Source organism: Roseomonas sp. OT10 (genome assembly GCF_020991085.1).
GTDB lineage: Bacteria > Pseudomonadota > Alphaproteobacteria > Acetobacterales > Acetobacteraceae > Roseomonas > Roseomonas cutis.
This window is the reverse complement of record NZ_CP087719.1, coordinates 3,553,206-3,574,512: the sequence shown is the minus strand read 5'-3', so window position 1 is coordinate 3,574,512 and position 21,307 is coordinate 3,553,206. Positions and strand designations below refer to the sequence as shown.

The 21,307-nt window shown below is 75.0% G+C and carries 18 protein-coding genes; 13 read left to right on the top strand and 5 right to left on the bottom strand.

The genetic code is table 11. From position 1 onward, the window contains the following. The first annotated feature begins 4 nt into the window (after nt 1-4). The 8 genes from tssC (at nt 5) to LPC08_RS16280 (ending at nt 9,694) form a co-directional block, all read left to right on the top strand. Complete coding sequence (tssC, locus tag LPC08_RS16315; protein WP_230449291.1) at nt 5-1,651, top strand: type VI secretion system contractile sheath large subunit; 1,647 nt, start codon at nt 5-7, stop codon at nt 1,649-1,651. A 42-nt stretch (nt 1,652-1,693) separates the two neighbouring features. Further along, complete coding sequence (locus LPC08_RS16310) at nt 1,694-2,479, top strand: type VI secretion system accessory protein TagJ (RefSeq protein WP_230449290.1); 786 nt, start codon at nt 1,694-1,696, stop codon at nt 2,477-2,479. A gap of 10 nt (nt 2,480-2,489) precedes the next feature. Further along, nucleotides 2,490-2,978, top strand: coding sequence for a type VI secretion system baseplate subunit TssE (tssE, locus tag LPC08_RS16305; protein WP_230449289.1), 489 nt, complete (start codon nt 2,490-2,492; stop codon nt 2,976-2,978). Next, a complete protein-coding gene (gene tssF / locus LPC08_RS16300; protein ID WP_230449288.1) occupies nt 2,975-4,798 on the top strand; it encodes a type VI secretion system baseplate subunit TssF in 1,824 nt (607 codons plus the stop codon). Before tssE ends, tssF begins: the two co-directional genes overlap by 4 nt. Continuing rightward, a complete protein-coding gene (gene tssG, locus LPC08_RS16295) occupies nt 4,795-6,027 on the top strand; it encodes a type VI secretion system baseplate subunit TssG (protein WP_230449287.1) in 1,233 nt (410 codons plus the stop codon). The genes tssF and tssG overlap by 4 nt, the downstream gene beginning before the upstream one ends. A gap of 96 nt (nt 6,028-6,123) precedes the next feature. Further along, nucleotides 6,124-6,771 carry an OmpA family protein gene (locus LPC08_RS16290; RefSeq protein ID WP_230449286.1) on the top strand — a complete coding sequence of 216 codons (648 nt, stop codon included), beginning with the start codon at nt 6,124-6,126 and terminating at the stop codon, nt 6,769-6,771. A gap of 37 nt (nt 6,772-6,808) precedes the next feature. Beyond that, complete coding sequence (locus tag LPC08_RS16285; protein ID WP_230449285.1) at nt 6,809-7,813, top strand: hypothetical protein; 1,005 nt, start codon at nt 6,809-6,811, stop codon at nt 7,811-7,813. Nucleotides 7,814-7,984: 171 nt separating this feature from the next. Next, nucleotides 7,985-9,694: a hypothetical protein gene (locus LPC08_RS16280; protein WP_230449284.1), complete on the top strand. Its 1,710-nt coding sequence runs from the start codon at nt 7,985-7,987 to the stop codon at nt 9,692-9,694. Nucleotides 9,695-10,155: 461 nt separating this feature from the next. Here the strand turns inward: LPC08_RS16280 and LPC08_RS16275 are convergent, their stop codons facing one another. The 3 genes from LPC08_RS16275 to LPC08_RS16265 form a co-directional block, all read right to left on the bottom strand. Continuing rightward, complete coding sequence (locus tag LPC08_RS16275; protein WP_230449283.1) at nt 10,156-11,544, bottom strand: amidase; 1,389 nt, start codon at nt 11,542-11,544, stop codon at nt 10,156-10,158. A gap of 14 nt (nt 11,545-11,558) precedes the next feature. Continuing rightward, on the bottom strand, nt 11,559-12,101 hold the full coding sequence (locus LPC08_RS16270) for a cupin domain-containing protein (RefSeq protein ID WP_230449282.1): 543 nt from the start codon (nt 12,099-12,101) through the stop codon (nt 11,559-11,561). 99 nt (nt 12,102-12,200) lie between these two features. Then, nucleotides 12,201-13,802, bottom strand: coding sequence for an ABC transporter substrate-binding protein (locus LPC08_RS16265; RefSeq protein WP_230449281.1), 1,602 nt, complete (start codon nt 13,800-13,802; stop codon nt 12,201-12,203). Between the two features lie 192 nt (nt 13,803-13,994). Between LPC08_RS16265 and LPC08_RS16260 the strand changes: the two genes are divergently transcribed. Next, a complete protein-coding gene (locus tag LPC08_RS16260) occupies nt 13,995-14,720 on the top strand; it encodes a TetR/AcrR family transcriptional regulator (protein ID WP_230449280.1) in 726 nt (241 codons plus the stop codon). A 15-nt stretch (nt 14,721-14,735) separates the two neighbouring features. Here LPC08_RS16260 and LPC08_RS16255 read toward each other — a convergent pair whose 3' ends face one another. Next, nucleotides 14,736-15,581 carry a M23 family metallopeptidase gene (locus LPC08_RS16255; protein WP_230449279.1) on the bottom strand — a complete coding sequence of 282 codons (846 nt, stop codon included), beginning with the start codon at nt 15,579-15,581 and terminating at the stop codon, nt 14,736-14,738. A 179-nt stretch (nt 15,582-15,760) separates the two neighbouring features. Further along, complete coding sequence (xseA, locus tag LPC08_RS16250) at nt 15,761-17,380, bottom strand: exodeoxyribonuclease VII large subunit (protein WP_230449278.1); 1,620 nt, start codon at nt 17,378-17,380, stop codon at nt 15,761-15,763. A gap of 245 nt (nt 17,381-17,625) precedes the next feature. Here xseA and LPC08_RS16245 point away from each other — a divergent pair, with 245 nt between their 5' ends. From LPC08_RS16245 to purD, 4 genes are all read left to right on the top strand, one after another. After that, the gene (locus LPC08_RS16245; protein WP_230449277.1) at nt 17,626-18,249 is read left to right on the top strand and encodes an FMN-binding negative transcriptional regulator; all 624 of its coding nucleotides are present in this window, start codon (nt 17,626-17,628) and stop codon (nt 18,247-18,249) included. Nucleotides 18,250-18,261: 12 nt separating this feature from the next. Then, the gene (locus LPC08_RS16240; protein ID WP_230449276.1) at nt 18,262-18,708 is read left to right on the top strand and encodes a DMT family transporter; all 447 of its coding nucleotides are present in this window, start codon (nt 18,262-18,264) and stop codon (nt 18,706-18,708) included. A 163-nt stretch (nt 18,709-18,871) separates the two neighbouring features. After that, nucleotides 18,872-19,519, top strand: a complete 648-nt coding sequence (locus tag LPC08_RS16235; protein ID WP_230449275.1) for a LysE family translocator — start codon at nt 18,872-18,874, stop codon at nt 19,517-19,519. A gap of 101 nt (nt 19,520-19,620) precedes the next feature. Further along, nucleotides 19,621-20,901 carry a phosphoribosylamine--glycine ligase gene (purD, locus tag LPC08_RS16230; RefSeq protein WP_230449274.1) on the top strand — a complete coding sequence of 427 codons (1,281 nt, stop codon included), beginning with the start codon at nt 19,621-19,623 and terminating at the stop codon, nt 20,899-20,901. Nucleotides 20,902-21,307 lie beyond the last annotated feature (406 nt).

The following is a 21,307-nucleotide window of genomic DNA, read 5'->3' as shown; positions in this document are numbered from 1 at the left end:
TGCGATGGACGGGCCGGCGGCCGGCGCGGCCGCCGCGCCGGTCCGGGACGCCGCCCCGGGCAGCCAGCCCCCGCCGGGGGCCGCGCCCGGCGGCATGCCGCTGCGTGAGGCGCTGCTGACGGGGCGCTATCTGGGTGCTGCCCAGGCCGGCATGGCCCGGGCGGTGGCGGAGTTCGCGGCCGGCAGCGCCACGCCGCTGCGCGACTGGTTCGGCGATGCCGGGCTGGCCGCGATCCTGGGCCATGATGGGGGCCATGATGGGGGCCGGGACGGGGGGGCTGACGGGGCGGGGGGCGGCGCGCCGCGCGCCCGCCGGCGGGCGCTGGAGCGGCTGCGCGAGGCGATCGACCGCGACATCGCCGCGCTGGACGCCCGGCTGCACGAGCAGATCGCGACGATCCTGGCGCATCCGCGGCTGCAGCGCCTGGAGAGCTCCTGGCGCGGGCTGGAATGGCTGACCGAGCGCGTGCCCTATGGCGCGCGGGTGCAGCTCCGCCTCTACGCCGCGCGCTGGGCGGAGCTGTGCCGCGACTTCGAGCGTGCCGCGGAGTTCGACCAGTCCGCTCTGTTCAAGGCTGTCTACGAGGAGGAGTTCGGCCGTCCCGGCGGCCAGCCCTACGGCCTGCTGCTGGCCGATTACGAGCTGCGCCACGCCCCCGGCCCCGGCAGCCCGACCGACGACGTGGCGGGGCTGGACGGGCTGGCCGGCGTCGCCGCCGCGGCCTTTTCCCCCACCGCCGTCGCCGCCCATCCCGTGCTGTTCGGCCTCGACGCCTATGCCGATGCGGGCGCCAGCCTGGACCTGACCGAGATCCTGCGCGGGGCGGACCGGCAGCGCTGGCGCAACCTCCAGGGCCGGGAGGACTCGCGCTTCCTGGCGGTGCTGCTGCCGCGCGTGCTGGGCCGTGCGCCCTGGCCGGACGAGGCGGTGCGGGCGGACGGCTTCCGCCCGCGCGGCGCGCTGGGGCCGCGGCTCTGGACCAATCCGGTCTATGCGCTGGGGGCGACGGCGCTGCGGGCCTTCGCGCAGTATGGCTGGCCGGCGGACATCCGCGGCGCCACCGTGGCGGAACGCGCGGCAGGCGGCGTGGTGGACGGGCTGCCGGCGGAGCGGCTGTCCGGCGACCCGCCCGGCCCCCCGCCGCGGCCGCCGGTGGAGCTGGCCCTGACCGACCTGCAGGAGCGCCAGCTCGTCGAGGCGGGGCTGCTGCCGCTGCTGGGGCTGGAGGGCCTGCCGGAGGCGAGCTTCGCCGCCACGCCCGGCCTGCACCGGCCGCCGCGCATGATGGCGGAGGGGGCGGAGGCGAACCAGCGCCTGTCGGCGCAGTTCAACGCCATCCTCTGCGTCAGCCGCTTCGCGCATTGCATCAAGGTGATGGGCCGCGACATGGTCGGGTCCTTCCGCACCGCCGAGGAGATCGAGCTGAAGCTGCAGCGCTGGCTGGGCGGCTTCGCCAACAGCTCCGCCAGCGGCAGCGGCGAGAGCGCGGCGCGCTATCCGCTGCGCGGCGCGCGGGTGGAGGTGCGGGAGCAGCCCGGCAGGCCCGGCGTCTACGGCTGCATCATCCACCTTCAGCCGCACTACCAGCTGGACGAGGTGGGCGCTGCCTTCCGCCTCGTCACCGACCTGCAGGCGGCCAAGGCTGCGTGACGGGAGCCGCGTGACAACCGCATGACCATCGGGGGAACACAGATGAAGGATCCGGCTGGCGATGCCTTCCGCGCGGGCGACCTGCCCGGCGCGGTGGCCGCGACCATCGCCGCGGTGAAGGCCAGCCCGCGCGATTCCGGGCTGCGCTGGCTGCTCGCCGAGATGCTGCTGTTCAGCGGCGAGGTCGAGAAGGCGGACCGCGCCCTGGACGCCGTGATCGCCGAGGAGCCCAGCCCCGCCGTGCTGGAGTTCCGCCGCCTGCTGCGGGCCGAGGAGCACCGCCGCCAGGTCTTCCGCGACGGGCGCATCCCGAAGTTCCAGGGGGACGACCCGACCCCCGCCCAGCGCGCCGCGCTGCGCGCGCTGACCCTGACGCGGTCCGGCGACCTCGCCGGCGCGGCCGAGGCGGCGGCGGAGGCCGAGGGCCTGCGCCCGGCCACGCCGGGCCAGATGGACGGCAAGCCCTTCGACGACCTGCGGGACGTCGACGACGTCTTCGCGCCGCAGTTCGAGGTGCTGACCGCGGGCGGCGACTACATGTGGGTGCCGGTCGAGCGGCTGCGCAGCCTAGTGCCGGACCCGGTGCGCCGGCCGCGCGACCTCTACTGGCGGCGCTGCATGCTGGAGCTGAAGGATGGCACGGAGGGCGCGGTCTTCCTGCCCGCGGTCTATGCCTGGGCCGGCACGCCGGCGGATGCGGTGAAGCTGGGCCGGGAGACGGAGTGGACCCAGGGCGAGGGGCCGGTGCGCGGCATCGGCCTGCGCCTGCTGCTGGTGGGCGAGGAGGCGGTGCCGCTGACCGAGCTGGGCGCGCTGGAGTTCGCGTGAGGCCCCTGGCGTGAGCGACACCGCCCGCTCCCGCGGCAACGAGCCGCAGCGGCTTCGCCTGCCGCTGCTGGACCGGCTGCTCGACACCGAGACGGAGCTGTCGCGCGACGCGGCGGTGGAGGTGCTGCGCGCGGCGGTGCGGCGGGACATGGAGGCGTTGCTGAACGCGCGCCGCCGGCGCCTGCCGCTGCCGCCCGGACTGACGGAGCTGGTGGTCTCGCCGCTGGGCTACGGCGTGCCCGACCCCACCGCCGGCAGCTTCACGGCCGAGGACAGCCGGCAGGCGCTGGCACGGGAGGTGGAGCTGGCGCTGCGCCGCTTCGAGCCGCGGCTGAGCTCGGTCAGCGTCACCCTGGCGGAGATGGAGAACCCCACGCTGGACCGCACGCTGCGCCTGCGGGTCGAGGCGGTGCTGCGCACCGACCCCGTGCCCGAGCAGATCGCCTTCGAGACGGTGCTGCGCCCGGCCACGCTGGATGTCGCGGTGCGCGAGCGGTGAGCGAATCCCTCCTTCCCTACTACAACCGTGAGCTCGCGGCGCTGCGGCGCGATGCCGGCGAGTTCGCCCAGGCCTTCCCGAAGGTCGCCGGCCGGCTGCGGCTGTCGGCCGACATCGCCGACGATCCCTATGTCGAGCGGCTGCTGGAGGGCGTCGCCTTCCTGGCCGCCCGGGTGCAGCACCGGCTGGACGACGAGCTGCCGGAGATCTCCGACGCGCTGCTGGAGATGCTCTCGCCGCAGCTCCTGGCCCCCGTTCCCTCGATGACCACGCTGCGGCTGCGGGGCGGGGCGGAGCTGCGCGCGCCGGTCCGGGTGCCGCGCGGCCTGGCGGTGGAGAGCGAGCCGGTGCGCGGCGAGCCGGTGCGCTTCCGCACCTGCCACGACGTCACCCTCTGGCCGCTGGTGCTCGACCAGGCGCGCCTCTCCGGCCTGCCGATCGTGGCGCCGCCAAATCCGGCCGGGACCGGCGCGATGGCCTGCCTGCGCCTGTCCTTCCGCACCAGCGTGCCGGACCTGCCGGTCGCCGATCTGGGGCTGGACCGGCTGCGCCTGCACCTGCGCGGCGCCGGGCCGCAGGCGGCGCTGCTGCACGAGCTGCTGTGCCAGTCCGTGCTGTCCGTCGCCGTGGCGGACGGGCCGGCCGATGCCGCGCCCACCCTGCTGGGAGCAGGCGCGCTGCGGCCGGCGGGCTTCGAGCCGGAGGAGGCGGCGCTGCCCTGGCCGCGCCGCGCCTTCGCGGGCCACCGGCTGCTGACCGAGTGGTTCGCCTTCCCCGAGAAGTTCCTCTACCTCGACCTGGAGGGGCTGGAGGCGCGCAGCCTGGTGCAGAAGGGCGACCGGCTGGAGGTCTTCATCTGGCTCTCCCGCGCCGTGCCGGAGCTGGAGCGGGTGGTGACGGCGGAGAGCTTCGCGCTGGGCTGCACGCCCGCGATCAACCTCTTCCCGCAGCGCTGCGAGCCGGTCGCGCTGGATGGCACGCGCAGCGAGTGGATCGTGGTGCCGGACGCCCGCCGCCCGGCCGCGCTGGAGGTGCATTCCATCGAGGAGGTGCGGGAGAGCCGCCCGGACGGATCCCGGCGCATCGTGCTGCCCTTCCACCGGCTCGGCCGGGCGGAGGCGCGGGAGGAGGTGGCGGAGGTGAACTACCTCGCGCTGCGCCGCCCCGCCCTGTCGCCGCTGACGGGGACGCAGACGGCGCTCTCCCTGCGCGACGTGGCCTTCGACCCGGCGCAGCCGGCGGATGCGGTGCTGAGCATCGACGCGCTGTGCTGCAACCGCGACCTGCCGGCCATGCTGCCCTTCGGCGGCGGCCAGCCCCGCCTGACCATCGCCGAGGGCGGCACGCCCGTCGCGTCCGCCGAATGCCTCTCCGCGCCGACCCCGACGCTGCGGCCAGAGCTGGGCGAGCGCAGCGCCTGGAAGCTGGTCTCGCACCTGGCGATGAACCACCTGGGGGTGACCGGGGGCGGGGAGGGGGCGCTGGCGCTGCGCGAGATCCTGCGCCTGCACGACCTGCGCGACAGCGCCGAGAGCCGGGCCGCCATCGCGGCGCTGGTGTCCGTCGACGCCCGTCCCGGCGTGGCGCGGCTGCCGGGCGGGCGGCCCGGTGCCTTCGTGCGCGGGCTGGAGGTGACGCTGGGCTTCGACCCGGGCGGCTGGCAGGGGGGCGGGCTGCACCTGCTGGCGGCGGTGCTGGAGCGCTTCCTGGCGCTGCAGGTCTCCGTCAACGCCTTCGTCCGCACCGCGGCGGTGCTGCGCGGCAGGCCGGGCCTGGCCGCGCGCTGGGCGCCGCGCAGCGGCACGCGGGTGCTGCTGTGAGCGGATCGGGCGAGGAGGACGAGGAGGGCACCATCCTCCTCGACGCCGTGCTGGCACGCAGCCTCGCCGCCGCGCCGGCGCCGGAGGCCGCCCACGGGCCGCCACCCGAAGCGCCCGCCGCGCCCGTGGCCGCGGCGCAGCCGCCGCGCCAGCCGGCCGCCCCTGTCGCCCCCCCCAGCATCGCCCAGGCGTTGCGCGCGGGCGATCCGGCGCTCAGCCGCGACCGGGGCAACCTCGCCCCGCGCGAGCGCCTCGCACGCCAGCCGGAGCGCTTCGACCTCGACCAGGGGATCGCGGTCGCCGCGCATGGCGCCGATGCGCGCGACCTGCGCTACCGCAGCACCGCCCGGCTCTCCCATGCCCAGGGCGCGATCGTGCAGGCGGAGCCGGGGACGCGCAGCCTGACCCTGGGCGCCTTCGGCCTGATCGGACCGGGCGGCGTGCTGCCGCGCCACCAGACGGCGACGGTGGCGGCGGAGCTGCGCAAGCGCTCGGCGGCGCTGCACGCCTTTCTGGACATGCTGGGCGGCCGCTTCGCCGGCCTCCTCGCCAAGGCCGGCGCGAAATACCGTCCGACCAGCGACCCGGCGGCCGCCGACCGCGCCCTGGCCGCGGCGGTCGGGGTGGGTACGGGGCACCTCGCTCCCCGCGCCGGCGCGCCGCTGGAGGCGCTGCTCTACCATGCGGGCCACCTCGCCGCCCGCACCCGCTCCGCCGAGCGCCTGCGCGCCATGCTGGAGGAGGAGGCGGGCGGCCGGGTGGAGCTGGTGGAGTTCACCGGCGGGTGGCTGCGCCTGCCGGAGACGGAGCGGACCCGGCTGGGCATCCCCGCCTCCGGCGCGCTGGGCCTGGCCCGGGCGAAGCCGGGCGCCGGCCAGCACAGCGCGCTGGGCCAGGGCGCGACGCTGGGGGCGCAGGTCTGGGACGCGCCGTCCCGCTTCCTGATCCGCATCGGCCCGCTGCCGCGCGAGACCTTCGAGGCGCTGCTGCCCGGCACGCCCGGCCATGCCCGGCTGGTGGCGCTGACCCGCATGGCCGTCGGCCTGGACACCGGCTTCGCGCTGAACCCGATCCTGGCGGCCGGGGAGGTGCCCGCCCTGGCGCTGGGCAGCCCGCGCCCGGGCGGGCCGGGCACCCTGGGCGGCGGGCGGCTGGGCTGGTCCTCCTGGCTCACCCCCGCCCGGCCGCGGCGGCGGGATGGCGACGAGCCGGTCTTCGATGCCCGCTGACCGCCCCCGGCCCGGCGGGCCGCTTCACCTGTTTGAGCGCAGACGGCCGCCGGTCGCCTGCCCTAAGCTCCGGTGCATCTCGGGAGATTGCCAGCCATGGCCCGCAACCTGATCCTGGCGGCCGGTGCCGCCCTCCTCCTTGCCTCGCCCCTGGCCACCCCGGCCCAGGCGCAGAGCGACCCGGCCTCGCGCTCGCTGATCGACCGCCTGCGCCCGCAGGCGGGACAGACCCGCGGCATCCGCCTCCCGGGGAGCGAGGCGGCCCCCCCGCCCGCCCCGTCCCCGGCACAGCCGGCCGCCAGCGCCGCGCCGGCCCCGGCCAGGCCCGCCGCGCCGTCGCGCCCGGCCGTGGCCGCGCCCCCGCCGCCGCCCGCCACCACGGCGCCGGCGGGCGTGGCCGCCGTCTCCATCACCGTGCGCTTCGCCACCGGCTCCTCGACCCTGACCCCGGCTGCGGAGCGGGAGCTGGCGCCGCTCGGCCGCGCCCTGTCCTCGGCGGAGCTGGCGCCCTATCGCTTCCGCATCGAGGGCCACACCGACACGGTCGGCACGGCCGAGGAGAACCAGCTCCTCTCCGAGCGGCGCGCCGCCGCGGTGCGCGAGTACCTGGTGCGGCAGTTCCGCGTGGCGCCGGACCGGCTGGAGGCGGTGGGGCTGGGCGAGTCCCAGCTTCTGGTGCCCACGGGCGACCAGGTCCCTGAGGCGCGGAACCGCCGGGTCCAGGTTCTGAACATCAGCGGCTGAGGCGACCCGGCCCGCGCGCTCCCGCCCGAGGCGCAGCATGGCTGTCGAGGATGACGATACGGTCCGGCTCCGGCCGGCGCGCTCCCGGCCGGTGGCGGCCGCGGCGCCGTCGGCCCGACCGCGCCCCGCAGGCGGGCACCCGGCGCGCTGGCTCGCCGCCGGCGCCGCGGGACTCGCCCTGGCCGCGGCGATCGGCTGGACGGCGCTGCGGCTGGCCGCGCCGGGACCGGTGGCCGAGCTGCCCCCGCCGGCGCCGGTGCAGCCCGTCCCGGCGGTGGCCACCGTCCCGGAGCCGGCCCCCGAGCCGGTCCGGCTGCTGCCGGAGGCGGACATCGCCGATCACCGCTCCGTCTGGCCCACCCTGCTGCGCCTGGCGGAGAACCCGCGTGTCTTCGTCATGGACTTCCCGGACCTCGCGACCCAGGGCGCGGCGCTGAACCGGGTGGCGGCGATGATCGAGAAGGCGGGCCTGCCGCGCGACCGCGTGCTGCCGGAGGCGGAGATGGCGGCGGTGCTGGCCCGTGCCGGCGAAACCGCTGAGACCTACTACTTCGGCCATGACTACCGCGGCGCCGACCTCGACCGCTTCTTCGCCGCGGCGGCGCGCGACGGCCTGGCGCTGAGCGAGGCGGAACGCTGGGTCGAGGCGCAGCTGGCCCGCGCCCGGGCCCTGGCGGGGCCGGGCGAGGTGGCGCTGATCTCCGTCGCGGCCCCCGGGGCGCGGCTGGACGCGGCGGCGCGCCGCACCATCCTGCACCACGAGGTGGGGCATGGGCACGACTTCACCCTGCCCTTCTACGCCGCCCACGTCCGCCGCGTCTGGGCAGAGCGCTTCACCGAGGCCGACCGCGCCGCCTTCCGCGACTTCCTGGGCCGCGAAGGCTACGACACCACCAACGAGGACCTGATGGCGGGGGAGATGCAGGCCTACCTGCTGTTCACCCCGGACGAGCGCTTCTTCTCCCCCCGCATCGTCGGGCTGGCGCCGGAGCGGGTCGAGGATCTGCGGCAGATGCTGCGGGAGCGCGCCCCGCTGCCCTGATCCGGACGGCTGGGCAGCGTCCTCGCGGCAGTCCCGGCGTGCCGCCCTCCCCGGAGCCGCGGCCACCCCGCCTTCGCGCTTGCCGGCGGGCTGCCAAGCATGATTGTGTTGGCATCGAAACCATATCGGTCCCCTGCGGCGTGCCGCGCGGTGCCGGCTGGGGAGAGGACGATGCCGAACGCCGAGGACATCCGGTGGTTCAAGGAGCAGTTCCACCAGGAGATCGAGGCGGCCGTGGCCGGTACGCCCTTCGACCTCGACATGCTTGCCGCCCTCGCCTGCCAGGAGACGGGGGAGGTCTGGCCGCTGCTGCGGCGCAAGGGAATGCCGCGGGAGCAGATCCTGCCGCTCTGCGTCGGCGACACGCTGGATGCGGACCGGGGGCGCAGCGCCTTCCCCCGCACCAAGGCCGATCTGCTCGCCCGCCCCAACGGCCAGGTGATGTTCGACCTGGCGCATGCGGCGCTGGTCGCCATGGCCGCGCACATCCCCTCCTATGCCGCGGTGTCGAAGCGGCCGAACAAGTTCTGCCGCGGCTTCGGCCTGTTCCAGCTCGACCTGCAGTTCTTCGAGAGCGATCCGGACTACTTCCTGGAGCGGCGCTACGAGCGCTTCGACCAGACGCTGGGGCGGTGCCTGGGCGAGCTGCGCGATGCGCTGCGCAAGCTGGGCTTCCAGGATCGCCGCACGCTGACCGATTTCGAGTTCGCCTGCGTCGCCATCGCCTACAACACCGGCGGCTTCCGCCCGCAGAAGGGGCTGCGCCAGGGTTTCCAGAACGACGCCGGGCGCTTCTACGGCGAGGAGATCTTCGCCTTCGTGCAACTGGCCCGCACCGTGCCGCTTCCCGGCGCGGCTGCCGCCATCCCGGCGCCGCCACCGGGCCAGGCCATCGTCCCGCCGCCGCAGCCGGTGACGGCGACGGGGCCGATGCTGCTGGTGGATACGCGCGAGGGCATGCTCCGCCTGCGCAGCGCCCCGGAGAAGACCGAGCCGCCGGGACAGAATGTCCTCGCCCACCTGCCGGACGGCCATCCGGTACAGGCGGTGGGGGCCCGCGCGGTGAACGGCTTCCGCGAGGTGGAGACCAGCCTGTCCGGTGCGCTGCTGCGCGGCTTCGCCTCGACGAAGTTCCTGCGTGCGGCGCCGGAGGCGACCGGCATCCCCGTCGAGGCGCCGGCCCCCGTGCCGCCCGCCACGGGCATCGTCGCCGTCACCATGCCGCGGCGGCCCGGCACGGTGACGCTCCGCCGCGACCTGGCGAACGCGCATTCGCTGAACGAGCCGCGCCAGCCCGGGCGCGCCGGGACCACGCCCTCGGAGCTGGTGGCGGAGATCGCGGCGATCGTCGCCTGGCTGGACAGCGAGGACCCGGACCACCTGCGCTACAAGCCTCGCAGCGGGCTGACCTTCTGCAACATCTACGCCCACGACTTCTGCCACCTGGCCGGAGCCTACCTGCCACGCGTATGGTGGACGCAGCGCGCCCTGCTGCAACTGGCCCAGGGCGCGACCGTGCCGCCGCTGATCGGCGACACCATCACCGAGATGCGCGCCAACGACCTGTTCCGCTGGCTCCGCGCCTCCGGCGCCAGCTTCGGCTGGCGCCAGGCGGGCACGCTGGACGAGTTGCAGCAGGCAGCGAACCAGGGCGCCCTCGGCCTGATCGTCGCCCGCCGCAAGGAGGACGGGAGATCGGGGCACATCGTCATGGTCGTGCCGGAGACGGCGGCGGCAGCGGCGCGCCGCAACCCCGCCGGCGAGATCACAGCGCCGCTGCAAAGCCAAGCGGGAGCGAGCAACTTCCGCTACGGCACCGGCCGCGCCAACTGGTGGCGTGGCGACGAGTTCGCCGAGAGCGCCTTCTGGATCCACGCCTGATCCGCGCGGCGTGATGCGTCGCCGTCTGCTGGCGTGTACCCGTGGCCCGGGGGCAAGGCTCTGCCTCGCCCCCGTACCCCCACTCCGCCAGGACCCTGCGGGCCCTGGACCCGAGAGGCGCTGCCGCGCGGATGATTGCGACGGGGTCGAGGCGCCGAGGAGCCATGCTCCTCGGCGGGTACGGGGTCCGCGCTCGCGGACGCCTTCTGAAGCGTTTTCAGAGTCCCGCCTGTCCGCGCTCCATCAGGGTTCAGCCCGGAGGCTGACGCCCACCAGAAATACTAGACTCCCAGCGGGGTCCGGGGCCCGCTTGTGGCCCCGGCAGGGGAGGGTCCGTGGAGGGGACGGCGTCCCCTCCCGGTCCCCCGCCCGAACACCATAGCGCGACGGGTCAGGTCATCCCGCCGTCCGCATGAGTCGCGACCGACCGGCCGGCTGGGCAGGGCGCGCCGCTGGCTGCATTACGTCCCCGGCAGGTCCGGCCAGCGGTCTGCGAGCCCGAGCGCCTCCTCCAGCGTGGCGGCGAGGCCGAGGATGCGCTCCTCGCCGAACCAGGGGCCGATCAGCTGCAGCCCGACCGGCAGGCCGGTGGCGGTGAAGCCGGCCGGCACCGAGGCGGCCGGATGGCCGGTCAGGTTGAACGGATAGAGCGTGGCGGCCCAGGCCGCGTACATCTCCGAGGCGACGGAGCCGCCGGCATCGACGGTTGGCGGCGGCGCCGTCATGGTCGGGGTGGCCAGCACGTCGAAACGTTCGAACAGCGCCTGCACGGACCGGAACAGGCGCGTGCGGTGGTCGTGCGCCGCGACCCATTCCACGGCCGACCAGCGCCGGCCGTAGGCGATGCATTCGCGCATGGACTCGGTCATCGCCTCGCCGTCGAAGCGGCCGAGGCGCGAGGCCTGTCCGGAGGAGGAGAGGATCCGGTAGCTGGGGAAGACATCGTCGAAGCAGGGGTCGGAGACCGGCTCCACCAGCGCGCCGCGATTGGCCAGCGTGGCGACGGCCGCGCCGGTCAGGGCGGCCGTCTCGGCTTCCGTGCGGTAGGGGCCGAAATGCTCGATCCAGCCGATGCGCAGCCCGGCGAGGGGGGCGGGCCGGTCCGGGGGCGGGGCGCCGATCGAGTAGGGATCGTTGGGGTGGGGCCCCCGCATCACGGAGAAGAGCAGCGCCGTGTCCTCGGCCCGTCGCGCCATCGGTCCGACGAAGGCGAAGTTGCCGAAGCCGTCCGGCATGGCCTCGTTCGCGATGCGGCCGAGAGTCGCCTTCAGCCCGACCAGCCCGGCGCAGGAGGAGGGGCAGCGGATCGAGCCGCCGCCATCCGTGCCGATGGCGAGCGGCGCGATGCCCGCGGCGAGCGCGGCGCTGGCGCCGCCGCTGGAGCCGCCCGGCGTGTGCGCCAGGTTCCACGGGTTGCGCGTGACGCCGTTCGCCTTGCTGTCCGTCAGCACCTTGTGGGCGAATTCCGGCAGGGTGGTCTTGCCGATGATGATGGCACCCGCCGCCTTCACCCGCGCCACCACGGCGGGATCGGCGGCGGGCATGACCGGCGGCGCGGCAAGGCTGCCGTTGCGCAGCGGCACGCCGGCGACGGCGACGTTGTCCTTCACGGTGATCGGCACGCCGTGCAGCGGGCCGAGCGGCAGCCCGCCCATCACCGCGATCTCCGCGGCCTTCGCCGCGCTGCGCGCCGAATCCGCCATGGATTCGGCGAAGACGTTCAGCACGGGCTGCAGCCGCTCCGCGCGGGCCAGCACCGCCTCCGTCACCTCGACCGGCGAAAGCCGGCGGGAGGCGATGAGCGCGGCCAGGCGCGTGGCGGGGAGGGTACAGATCTCGTCGCCGGTCATCGCGTCCTCCTGGCTCAGGCCGGGCCGCCGGCAGCGGGGGCCGTGGTGGTGATCTTGCCGGCGGCGTCGAAGCCGTAGCCCTTGGCCCGGGCCGCGTCCATCACGTCCTGCACCCATTCCACGCGGCCCGGATCGGTGCCGCCCAGCACGACCAGCAGCAGCGCCTCGTGGTCGCTGTCGTTGCGGAAGCCGCGCATCACGCCGACGGGGACGGAGATGGTGTCGTACTGGCCGATGGTCAGCTCGTTCTCGCCCTGGTCGCCCCACTGCACGGACCAGGTGCCGGAGAGCGGGACGAAGACCTCGACCGTGGTGTGGTTGTGCAGCCCGGTGCCCTTGCCCGGCCCGCAGCGGACGACGGACAGGTTGAACCCTTCGGGCGCGATGGGCGGGCGCACCGAGGCATCCTCGGTCACGCCGCTGCCGATGATGCTGTAGATTTGCCGCTCGTACTGCGGCAGCGCCGCGTCGATCAGCGGCATGCGGCTGGGCTGCATGTCGCGGAACAGCGCGACGCGGGCACGCATCTCCTCGACGCTCACCTGGCGGTTGGCCATGGCTCGTTCTCCTCTGGCATTTGGCATTGGGGCGGATCGCGGCCGGACCGGGATCGGCCGGCCGCGTGACGGTGCTGGGCGGGCGATGGCCGTGGCGGGTCAGCGCTTCTCGATGTTCCAGTAGGCGAGGAAGTAGGAATCCAGCACGCCGCGGACGTTGTCGCGCCAGGCATGCACCACGTCGAACTGCCCGGCCGGGACATAGGGGATGAACTCCCACAGCCGCTTCTGGAACGCCTCGAAGGCGGTGCGGCGGGAGGCGTCGTCGCCCGCGGCCAGGAAGCGCTGGCGCAGTGCCTCCCCCTGCTCGTCGCAGGGGAAGCCGGGCCAGTTGCGTCCCCCGCAGGAGAGGTCCAGCGGCACGTTCATCAGCGGATGGAACCAGGAGCTGCCGACGGCATAATAGGCGAAGAGGTTGTAGCCCCCGGCCTGCGGCGCGCGGTCCTTCGCGTTGATCCGCTGCAGCATGGTGGGGAAGTCGGTGAGCTGCACGTCCACCTTGACGCCGATATCCTCCAGGCGGCGCGCCAGCACCTGGGTCATCGCATTGATCGGCGCGAGCGTCGGCGTGCCCAGCAGCACGATGGTCTCGCCCCGGTATCCCGCCTCCGCCAGGAGCTGCCGCGCCCGCGCCGGATCGGGCGTGCGGAACGGCTCCGACCCGACCTCCGTGCCATAGGCGGAGCCGCAGATGCTGAAGGAGAAGCACTTCGACCAGGCGGCGCCTTCGCCGTTCACGGCGGGCATCATCTCCGCCTGGTCGACCAGCAGCGCCAGCGCCTGGCGCGCGCGCACGTCGTTGAAGGGCGGCGCCTGGAAGTTCGGCCGGATGAAGGCGACCGAGGGCAGGGTGTTGGTCCGCCGCACCGTCAGCCGGCGCTGGCGGAGGAAGGCGATCATGTCCGGGTTGACCGACTCCCACAGGTCGACCTCGCCCGTCGCCAGCGCATTCGCCGCCGTGGTCGGGTCCGGCATGATGGTCCACTCGACCCGGTCCAGCTTCACCACCCGCGCCCCGGCCAGCCCGTCCGTCGGCTCGCTGCGCGCGGGGTAGTCGGGGTTGCGCTCGAAGACGACGCGGTTGCCCTCCTGCCGCTGCCCGGCCACGTAGCGGAAGGGGCCGGAACCGATCGGCCGGGTCAGCGGCACCGTCGCCTCGCGCCTCGCATCCGCCTCCGGCATGATGGCGGCGATCGGCGCGCCAGGCCCGGCCAGCATGAACTCCACCAGGCCGAAGGGCTGGTTCAGCGTCAGGGTGAAGCGGCGGTCGTCGGCGACAGCCATGGCGGCCACGCGCGACTTCAGTTGCGCGCCGATCGAGGTGCCGGACATCCAGCGGTCGATCGAGGCGACGACGTCGCGCGTGGTGACCGGCTTGCCGTCGTGGAAGCGCAGCCCGTCGCGCAGGGTGAAGTCGTAGGTCAGGCCGTCCGCGCTGACCGAATGGCGCTCCACCATCATCGGCCGGGGGACGAGCTGGCTGTCCAGCGCGAAGAGCGTGTCGAACACCATCTGCGCGTAGATGCGCGCGATGAGGTTCGGTCCGCGGGTCGGGTCGAGCTCCGCCACGTCGGCGCTGGGCACCACGCGCAGCACCCGCGGATCGCCCTGCGCCGATGCGGCGCCGGGAAGCAGGGGCGGAAGCGCGCCGGCGAGGAGCGAAGCGAGCAGCGCGAGGCTGCGGGGAGCGGAACGTCTCACGACCAACTCCTTCCGTGGCGGATCGGCCGGACCGGTTGGCTTGTCCCTGGTTCGGCCTGTGCGGCGGCCTTGGCGGCATGCTCCCCCGAGGGTGGCGCATGAGTCAACCATCCGGTTGGTTGATTCGCGCGTTCCGATGGCCCGGTGACGTTTTGCCGCCCCGGCGGTGCTACGCTATGCGCAATGGGTGTGATGGATGACGGGGAAGGACGGTCGCTGGGCAGCACGACCGATGCGCCGGCCGCGACGGGCCCCGTCCGACGCCGCCGGGCCCCCGCCGCGGCGCGCCGCGACCCGGCCCGGACCCGGCGCAACCTGATCGAGTCCGCCTACCGCGAGTTCGCGCGGGCCGGCTACCACGGCGCCAGCATCGAGCGGATCTGCCGCGCCGCCGGTGTCAGCAAGCAGATCCTGTCGCACCATTTCGGCTCGAAGGAGAACGCCTACCTCGCCGTGCTGGAGCTGGCCTACGAACGCTCCCGTGCCCGGGATGCGGGGCTGGAGGGCGAGGGGCTGGACCCGGCCGCGGCGATGCGCGACTTCGTCGGCTTCGCCTTCGACCACCTGCGGCAGAACCGCGACTTCGTGAGCCTGCTGGCGGACGAGAACGTCAACAAGGGCATCCATATCCGGCGTTCGGCCAGGCTTCGCGCCAGCTATGGCCCGCTGCTGGCCCGCATCGCCGCCCTGCTGCGGCGCGGCGAGCAGGCCGGCGTGTTCCGCCCGGGCATCGACCCGAAGCAACTCTACATCTCCATCAGCGGCCTGTGCTTCTTCCTCTTCTCCAACGGCCACACCCTCTCCGCCGTCTTCGGCGAGGACCTGCTGACGGAGGAGGCCCTCTCCGCCCGGCGCGCGCATGTGATGGATTTCGTCATGGCCGCGCTGGCGCCACGGCCCGCCGCAGCGGCGCCGTAGCGGCCGCCCGCGCCATCAGGCGGGCAGCAGCGGCTCCGGATCGACCGGGGTGGAAAGCCAGAACAGGCCGAGATGCAGGTGCGGCCCGGTGGCACGCCCGGTGGCGCCCACCAGGCCGATCGTCTGCCCGCGCCCGACCTCCTGGCCCTCCGCCACGTCGACGCGGGACAGGTGGGCGTAAAGGCTGGTGATCCCCAGGCCGTGCTCGACCAGCAGCGTGTTGCCGGTGAAATAGAGGTCCCCCGCCAGGGTGACGCGCCCCGCCGCCATGGCGCCGATGGGCGTGCCCTGGGGCGCGGCGATGTCCAGCCCCAGATGCGGCGCGCGGGGCTGGCCGTTCAGGATGCGCTGGTTGCCCCAGTGCCCGCTGATCCGCCCGCGCACCGGCCAGACGAAGCCCTCGGCGAAGCGCGGGACCGGGGTGATGGTGCGGCGGGCCGCGTTCAGGCGCTTCTGCTCCGCCCGGATGCGGGCCAGGGCGCGCGGATCGGGCGTCACCTGGGCGGGGGGCAGGCCGCTGATCCGCTGCACGTCCCATTCGCGTGGCGCAATGGCCAGGCGCCGTGTCTCCGTCCGGCCGCCGGGCGCGGTCACGGCCAGCACCGCCTCGCCCGTGGCGTCGCGCCCGAAGCCGAGCGCGAAGGTCCCGTCGGCGGCGACAGGCACCGTCCTGCCGTCCAGCGTGACCCGTGACCCCGGCGCCGCCCGGCCGGTCACCAGCCCGCCCTGGCTGACCGGGCCGGAGAGGGCCAGCGGCTGCACCGGAGCGGTACCGGCCGCGACGGCCTGCGGCGCCGGGGCGGTGGCGCAGGCGGGCAGGGCGAGGGCGGGAAGCGCCAGGAGGCTGCGGCGTGCGATCATGCGGTCGTCTCCCTGGTGGAGCGGAGCCTATAGGCCAGTGCGGCCCGCCTGCCTCCCCCGGCCGATGTCACAGACGTGCTGGCGGCGGGTCCATGGCCGTCGGGGCCGCCGGGCGCGCCCCGTCCACCCCGGAAGGCGCACCGCCCCCTGCTGCCGGGGATGCCCCCGCGCCGCGCCCGCTACAGCAGCGACCCCTGGTCCACCCCCCGCGCCGCCGGGCCGCCCCGGGCCGCACGGCTGCCCCGCGCCTCCACCACCTCCACGCCGCCATCGCCGAACTCGATCCGCAGCCGCTGGCCCGGCGTGACCGCGGCCGCGCGCGTCACCGGTGCGCCGGAGGCGTCGCGCACCAGGGCGAAGCCGCGCGCCAGCAGCCCCTGGTAGGAGGCACCCTCCAGCCGGGCGGACAGCCCCTCCAGGGCCAGCCGCGCCTCGCGCAGCCGTGCCTCCAGCCGGGGCAGCGGCTCGGGGAGGCGGGCGAAGGCGCGGGCCTGGCGGTCCACCGCGCGCAGCGCCGCCGCCCGAGCGCGGTTGTCCAGCAGGGCGAGGGCGGCGCGCCGGGCGGCAACGCCCTCCCGCGGATGGGGCAGGCGGGTGGCGGCGGCGGCCAGCCTGGCGCGCCGGGCCTCGACGATGCGCGCGACGGCACCACGCGCCCGGGCGTCGAGCAGGGCCAGCGCGGCGCGATGGGCCGTCACCTGCTCGCGGGGATGCACCAGCCGGGCGGCCAAGTCGTTCAGGCGGCCACGCTGGCGTTGCAGCAGGGCGCGCGGGGCGAGGGCAAGCCGCTCCCCCCGGTCGTCCAGCCGCTGCCGGGCGTTGAGCAGCATCCCCGGCAGGTCCGGCAGTTCGGCCGCCGCGCGGGCGAGGCGGTAGCGCGCGGCATCCATGACCGACTGCCCGGCGCGGGTGAGGCGCAGGGCACGCTGCTGCACCTGCTCCAGCAGCTCGGCGCGGGCGGGCATGGCCAGCTCGGCGGCGGCGGTGGGGGTGGGGGCGCGGCGGTCGGCGGCGAAGTCGATCAGCGTCGTGTCCGTCTCGTGCCCCACGGCCGAGATCAGCGGGATGGCGCTCGCGGCGGCGGCGCGGACGACGACCTCCTCGTTGAAGGCCATCAGGTCCTCCAGGCTGCCGCCGCCGCGCGCGACGATCAGCACCTCCGGGCGCGGGAAGCCGCCGGGCAGGGCGTTGAAGCCGGCGATGGCGGCGGCGACCTGCTCGGCCGATCCCGGCCCCTGCACCGCGACGGGCCACAGGATGATTCGCGAGGGGAAGCGGCGCAGCAGCGTCGTGCGGATGTCCTGGATCACCGCGCCCTGGGCGCTGGTGACGACGCCGATGACGGCGGGCAGGAAGGGCAGGGGGCGCTTGCGCTCCTCGGCGAACAGCCCCTCCGCCTCCAGCGCCTTGCGCAGCTTCTCGACGCGGGCGAGCAGCGCGCCTTCCCCGGCATAGTCCAGCCGGTCCACCACGATCTGGTAGGTGGAGCGGTCGCCATAGGCGGTGATCTTGCCGGTGGCGATCACCTCCGTCCCGTTCTCCGGCTTCACGCCCGATCGCCCGGCGCTCCAGGCCCAGATCACCGCACGGAGTTGCCCACCCTCGTCCTTCAGGGAAAAGTAGAAGCGGTTGGCGCCATAGGGGCGGCACTCCGTCACCTCGCCGCGCACCCGGACGCGGCCGAAGGTGCCCTCCAGCGTGCGCTTCACCGCGCCGGACAGCTCGGCGACGGTGTATTCCGGGACATTCGTGCCCCCGGCGGCTCGGGGCGGGGCGGCGGGGGTGGTGGCGTCGCTCATCGCGGCCGGTTATGCGCCGAGGCGGTCGGGGTAGGGAAGCGGGGCCCGGGGCGACCGCCGGCATCGCCGCCGCGCCGGCGGACGACCGGGTCCGTCCGGCGTGTTCCCCCGGGCCGCCTCCAGCGCCGTCACCGACCCGGCGATGGCGCCCCCTTTGCGGCTGGCTCCGCTTTTCCGTCAGGCGACGGACATTCTCCATCGGCCGGTCGCGGTGCTAAGTCCGGCCCGAGCCAGGAGACGCGCCCATGTACGTTCCGCCCGCCTTCCGCGAGGATGACCTGCCCACCCTCCACGGCATGATCCGGGAGGCGCGGCTGGCCAACCTCGTCACCGCCACCGCCGAGGGGCTGGTCGCGACCCCGCTGCCCCTGTTCCTCGTGGCGGAGGAAGGGCCGCACGGCACGCTCTACGGCCATCTGGCGCGCGCCAACCCGCAGTGGAGGCGTCCCCCGCTGGGCGAGGCCCTGGCGATCTTCCAGGGGCCGGACGCCTATGTCACCCCGTCCTGGTACGCGACCAAGCGCGAGCATGGGAAGGTCGTGCCCACCTGGAACTACGTCGCCGTCCATGCCTACGGCCCCGCCGAGTTCTTCGAGGACGAGGCGCGCCTGCTGGAGGTCGTCACCCGCCTGACGGCCCTGCACGAGGGACCGCGCCCCGAGCCCTGGTCCGTGTCGGACGCGCCGGAGGGCTTCGTCCGCGCCCAGTTGCGCGGCATCGTCGGCCTGCGCCTGCCGATCGCGCGCATCGAGGGCAAGCGGAAGATGAGCCAGAACCGCAGCGCCGAGGACAGGGCGGGCGTCGCCGCCGGGCTCGCCGCCAGCGACAGGGCTTCCGACCGCGCCGCCGCCGCGCTGATCCCGGTCTGAGGGCTGCCGCCGATGCCGGGCCTGGCCCTGTCCGTGCTCCTCGCCATCGGCGCGGGGGTGAGCATCGTGGTGCAGCAGGTGCTGAACAGCAACCTGCGGACCGCGCTGAACTCCGCCGCCTGGTCGGGCTTCGTGAGCTACTTCGTCGGGGTCGCCTGCATGGCGTTGCTCGCGCTTGCCTTGCGCGACCCCCTTCCCTCGGCCGGCGTGGCGGCCCGGATTCCGTGGTGGGCCTGGAGCGGCGGGCTGTTCGGCGCGATCTTCATCGGGCTCTCCATCCTGCTCGTGCCGCAGCTCGGGGCGGCGACCTTCCTCGCCCTGCTCGTCACGGGGCAGATGCTCGCCGCCGTGACCTTCGACCACTTCGGCTGGCTCGGCCTCGCACAGCGCCCGGTGGACCTGCCCCGCCTGCTCGGCGTCGCGTTGCTGATCGGCGGCGTCGTCCTCATCCGCCGCTAGACCATGATCCCTGCCCACGGGAGCGGGGATCATGGTTCGGCCTTTTGTTCTGTCGCGTGATTCACGCCTCCGGTGATTCCACCTACGGCGATCACGCTCCAGGGCAGGCCGTCATCCGCCTGGGATGGCGGAACGTCCCCCCCTTCCATGGAGGTTCGCGGTCATGCCCGATCCGGCCCAGCTCGCCCTGTACCTCGCGGCGGCCCTGCTGCTCGCCGTCACGCCCGGCCCGGGCCTCTTCTACGTCGCCGCGCGCACGCTCGCCGGCGGCCGTGCGGAGGGCGTGGCCTCCAGCCTCGGCACCGGGCTGGGCGGCCTGGTCCACGTGCTCGCGGGCAGCCTGGGCGTCTCCGCGCTCGTGCTCGCCAGCGCGGAGCTGTTCGCCGTCCTGAAGCTGATCGGTGCCGCCTGCCTGGTCTGGATCGGCCTTCGCACCATCCGGTCGGCGCGCCGGGACGCCTCGGCGCTGGACGGCGTCCGCGCGGCGCCGCCCGTCGGGGCGCGGCGGGCGTTCTGCGAAGGCATGCTGGTCGAGGCGCTGAACCCCAAGACGGCGGTCTTCTTCCTCGCCTTCGTGCCGCAGTTCATGGACCCGGCGGCGGGGCGGGCAGGGCTGCAGTTCCTGGTGCTGGGCGTCGCCTCGGTCGCCCTCAACACCCTGGCGGATATCGTGGTCGCCTTCGCGGCCGGCGGCATTCGGGACGGCGCGGCGGCCCGCCCCTCGCTGGTCCGGCGCCTGCGGGAGGGTGCGGGGGCGGCGATGGTCGCGCTGGGCCTCGGCCTCGCGCTGGCGCGGCGCCCCGTGGGCTGATCGCCGGGGCCGCGCGGCCGGCCCGCCTCGTCGCCCCCCGGAGACTTCCCGCCTCTCCCTTGCCATAAGGCGCCGGTACGGGCGGCGAGGGAGCGCGGCGGATGAAGGTCCTGTTGGTCGGCGGTGGTGGACGCGAGCACGCCCTGGCCTGGCGTCTGGCGCAGAGCCCGCTGCTGGCGAAGCTGTGGTGCGCCCCCGGCAACCCGGGCATTGCCGCCGTGGCGGAATGCGTGAACATCCCCGCCGAGGACATCCTGGCCCTGGTCGCCTTCGCCACGCGCGAGGCGGTGGACCTCGTCATCTGCGGGCCGGAGGCGCCGCTGACGCTCGGCCTCGCCGATGCCTGCGCCGAGGCGGGGCTGCGCTGCTTCGGCCCCTCGGCCGCGGCGGCGCGGCTGGAGGGGTCGAAGACCTTCACCAAGGAGGTCTGCGACGCGGCCGGCGTGCCCACCGCCGCCTGGAAGCGCTTCGAGGATGCGGACGAGGCGCGCGCCTATGTCCAGGTGATGGGCGCGCCGATCGTGGTGAAGGCGGACGGGCTCGCCGCCGGCAAGGGCGTGGTCGTCGCTGCCACGCTGGAGGAGGCGCAGGACGCCATCACCGCGATCATGGACGACCGCAGCCTGGGCAACGCCGGCGCGGCAGTGGTGATCGAGGAGTTCATGGCGGGCGAGGAGGTCTCCTTCTTCGCCCTCTGCGACGGGGCGGAGGCGCTGCCGCTGATCGGCGCGCAGGACCACAAGCGCGTGGGCGACGGCGACACCGGCCCCAACACCGGCGGCATGGGCGCCTATTCCCCCGCGCCCGCCTTCACCGACGCGCTGCGCGAGGAGGTGATGGCGCGCATCATCCGTCCCTCGCTCGCCGAGATGGCGCGGCGCGGCACGCCCTTCCGCGGCGTGCTCTTCGCCGGGCTGATGCTCACCCCCGCCGGCCCGCGGCTGATCGAGTACAACGTCCGCTTCGGCGACCCGGAATGCCAGGTGCTGATGCTGCGCCTGCGGGGCGACCTGCTCGCCGCGCTCGACGCCGCCTGCGCCGGCCGGCTGGCGCAGGTGGCGTTGGACTGGTCGCCCGACCCCGCCCTGGTCGTGGTGATGGCCGCGCGCGGCTACCCCGGCACGCCGGAGAAGGGCAGCGTCATCGGCGGCCTGGACGAAGCCGCCGCCATTCCGGGCGTGACGGTCTTCCACGCCGGCACCGCGCAGCGCGAGGACGGCGCCATCGTGGCCAATGGCGGCCGCGTCCTGGGCATCGCCGCGACGGCACCGACGCTGCGCGCCGCGCGCGACGCCGCCTATGCGGCGGTGGACGCGCTGGACTGGCCGGAAGGCTTCTGCCGGCGCGACATCGGCTGGCGGGCCCTGCCGGCGCCGGGCTGATACGAACGGCGGGATGCGCCGGTCCATGCCGGCGTGGGGTGCGCCCGTGGCCCGGGGGCAAGGCTCTGCCTCGCCCCCGTACCCCCACTCCGCCAGGACCCTGCGGGCCCTGGACCCGATCAGCGCTGCCGCGGGACAGCCGGATACGGGGTCACGGCGCCGAGGAGCAGGGCTCCTCGGCGGGACCGGCCGCCGCGCTCGCTGACGCCCTCTGAAGCTTTTTCAGAGTCCTGCCTGTCCGCGCGCCGTCAGGGCTGAATCCGGAGGCTGACGGCAGCCCTGTAGCGCCAGACTCCCAGCGGGGACCGGGGCCCGCTTGTGGCCCCGGCAGGGGAGGGTCTGGGAGGGGACGGCGTCCCCTCCCGGTCCCACGCCGGAACACCACAGCATGACGGGCCAGGTCATC

Excerpts from the sequence above, each read along its gene's own strand:
- LPC08_RS16260 (WP_230449280.1), top strand. The coding sequence starts at position 13,995 with ATGGATGACGGGGAAGGACGGTCGCTGGGCAGCACGACCGATGCGCCG.
- purD (WP_230449274.1), top strand. The coding sequence starts at position 19,621 with ATGAAGGTCCTGTTGGTCGGCGGTGGTGGACGCGAGCACGCCCTGGCC.
- tssC (WP_230449291.1), top strand. The coding sequence starts at position 5 with ATGGACGGGCCGGCGGCCGGCGCGGCCGCCGCGCCGGTCCGGGACGCC.
- LPC08_RS16255 (WP_230449279.1), bottom strand. The coding sequence starts at position 15,581 with ATGATCGCACGCCGCAGCCTCCTGGCGCTTCCCGCCCTCGCCCTGCCC.
- LPC08_RS16310 (WP_230449290.1), top strand. The coding sequence starts at position 1,694 with ATGAAGGATCCGGCTGGCGATGCCTTCCGCGCGGGCGACCTGCCCGGC.
- LPC08_RS16285 (WP_230449285.1), top strand. The coding sequence starts at position 6,809 with ATGGCTGTCGAGGATGACGATACGGTCCGGCTCCGGCCGGCGCGCTCC.
- LPC08_RS16245 (WP_230449277.1), top strand. The coding sequence starts at position 17,626 with ATGTACGTTCCGCCCGCCTTCCGCGAGGATGACCTGCCCACCCTCCAC.
- LPC08_RS16290 (WP_230449286.1), top strand. The coding sequence starts at position 6,124 with ATGGCCCGCAACCTGATCCTGGCGGCCGGTGCCGCCCTCCTCCTTGCC.
- LPC08_RS16275 (WP_230449283.1), bottom strand. The coding sequence starts at position 11,544 with ATGACCGGCGACGAGATCTGTACCCTCCCCGCCACGCGCCTGGCCGCG.
- LPC08_RS16235 (WP_230449275.1), top strand. The coding sequence starts at position 18,872 with ATGCCCGATCCGGCCCAGCTCGCCCTGTACCTCGCGGCGGCCCTGCTG.
- LPC08_RS16240 (WP_230449276.1), top strand. The coding sequence starts at position 18,262 with ATGCCGGGCCTGGCCCTGTCCGTGCTCCTCGCCATCGGCGCGGGGGTG.
- LPC08_RS16270 (WP_230449282.1), bottom strand. The coding sequence starts at position 12,101 with ATGGCCAACCGCCAGGTGAGCGTCGAGGAGATGCGTGCCCGCGTCGCG.
- LPC08_RS16280 (WP_230449284.1), top strand. The coding sequence starts at position 7,985 with ATGCCGAACGCCGAGGACATCCGGTGGTTCAAGGAGCAGTTCCACCAG.
- xseA (WP_230449278.1), bottom strand. The coding sequence starts at position 17,380 with ATGAGCGACGCCACCACCCCCGCCGCCCCGCCCCGAGCCGCCGGGGGC.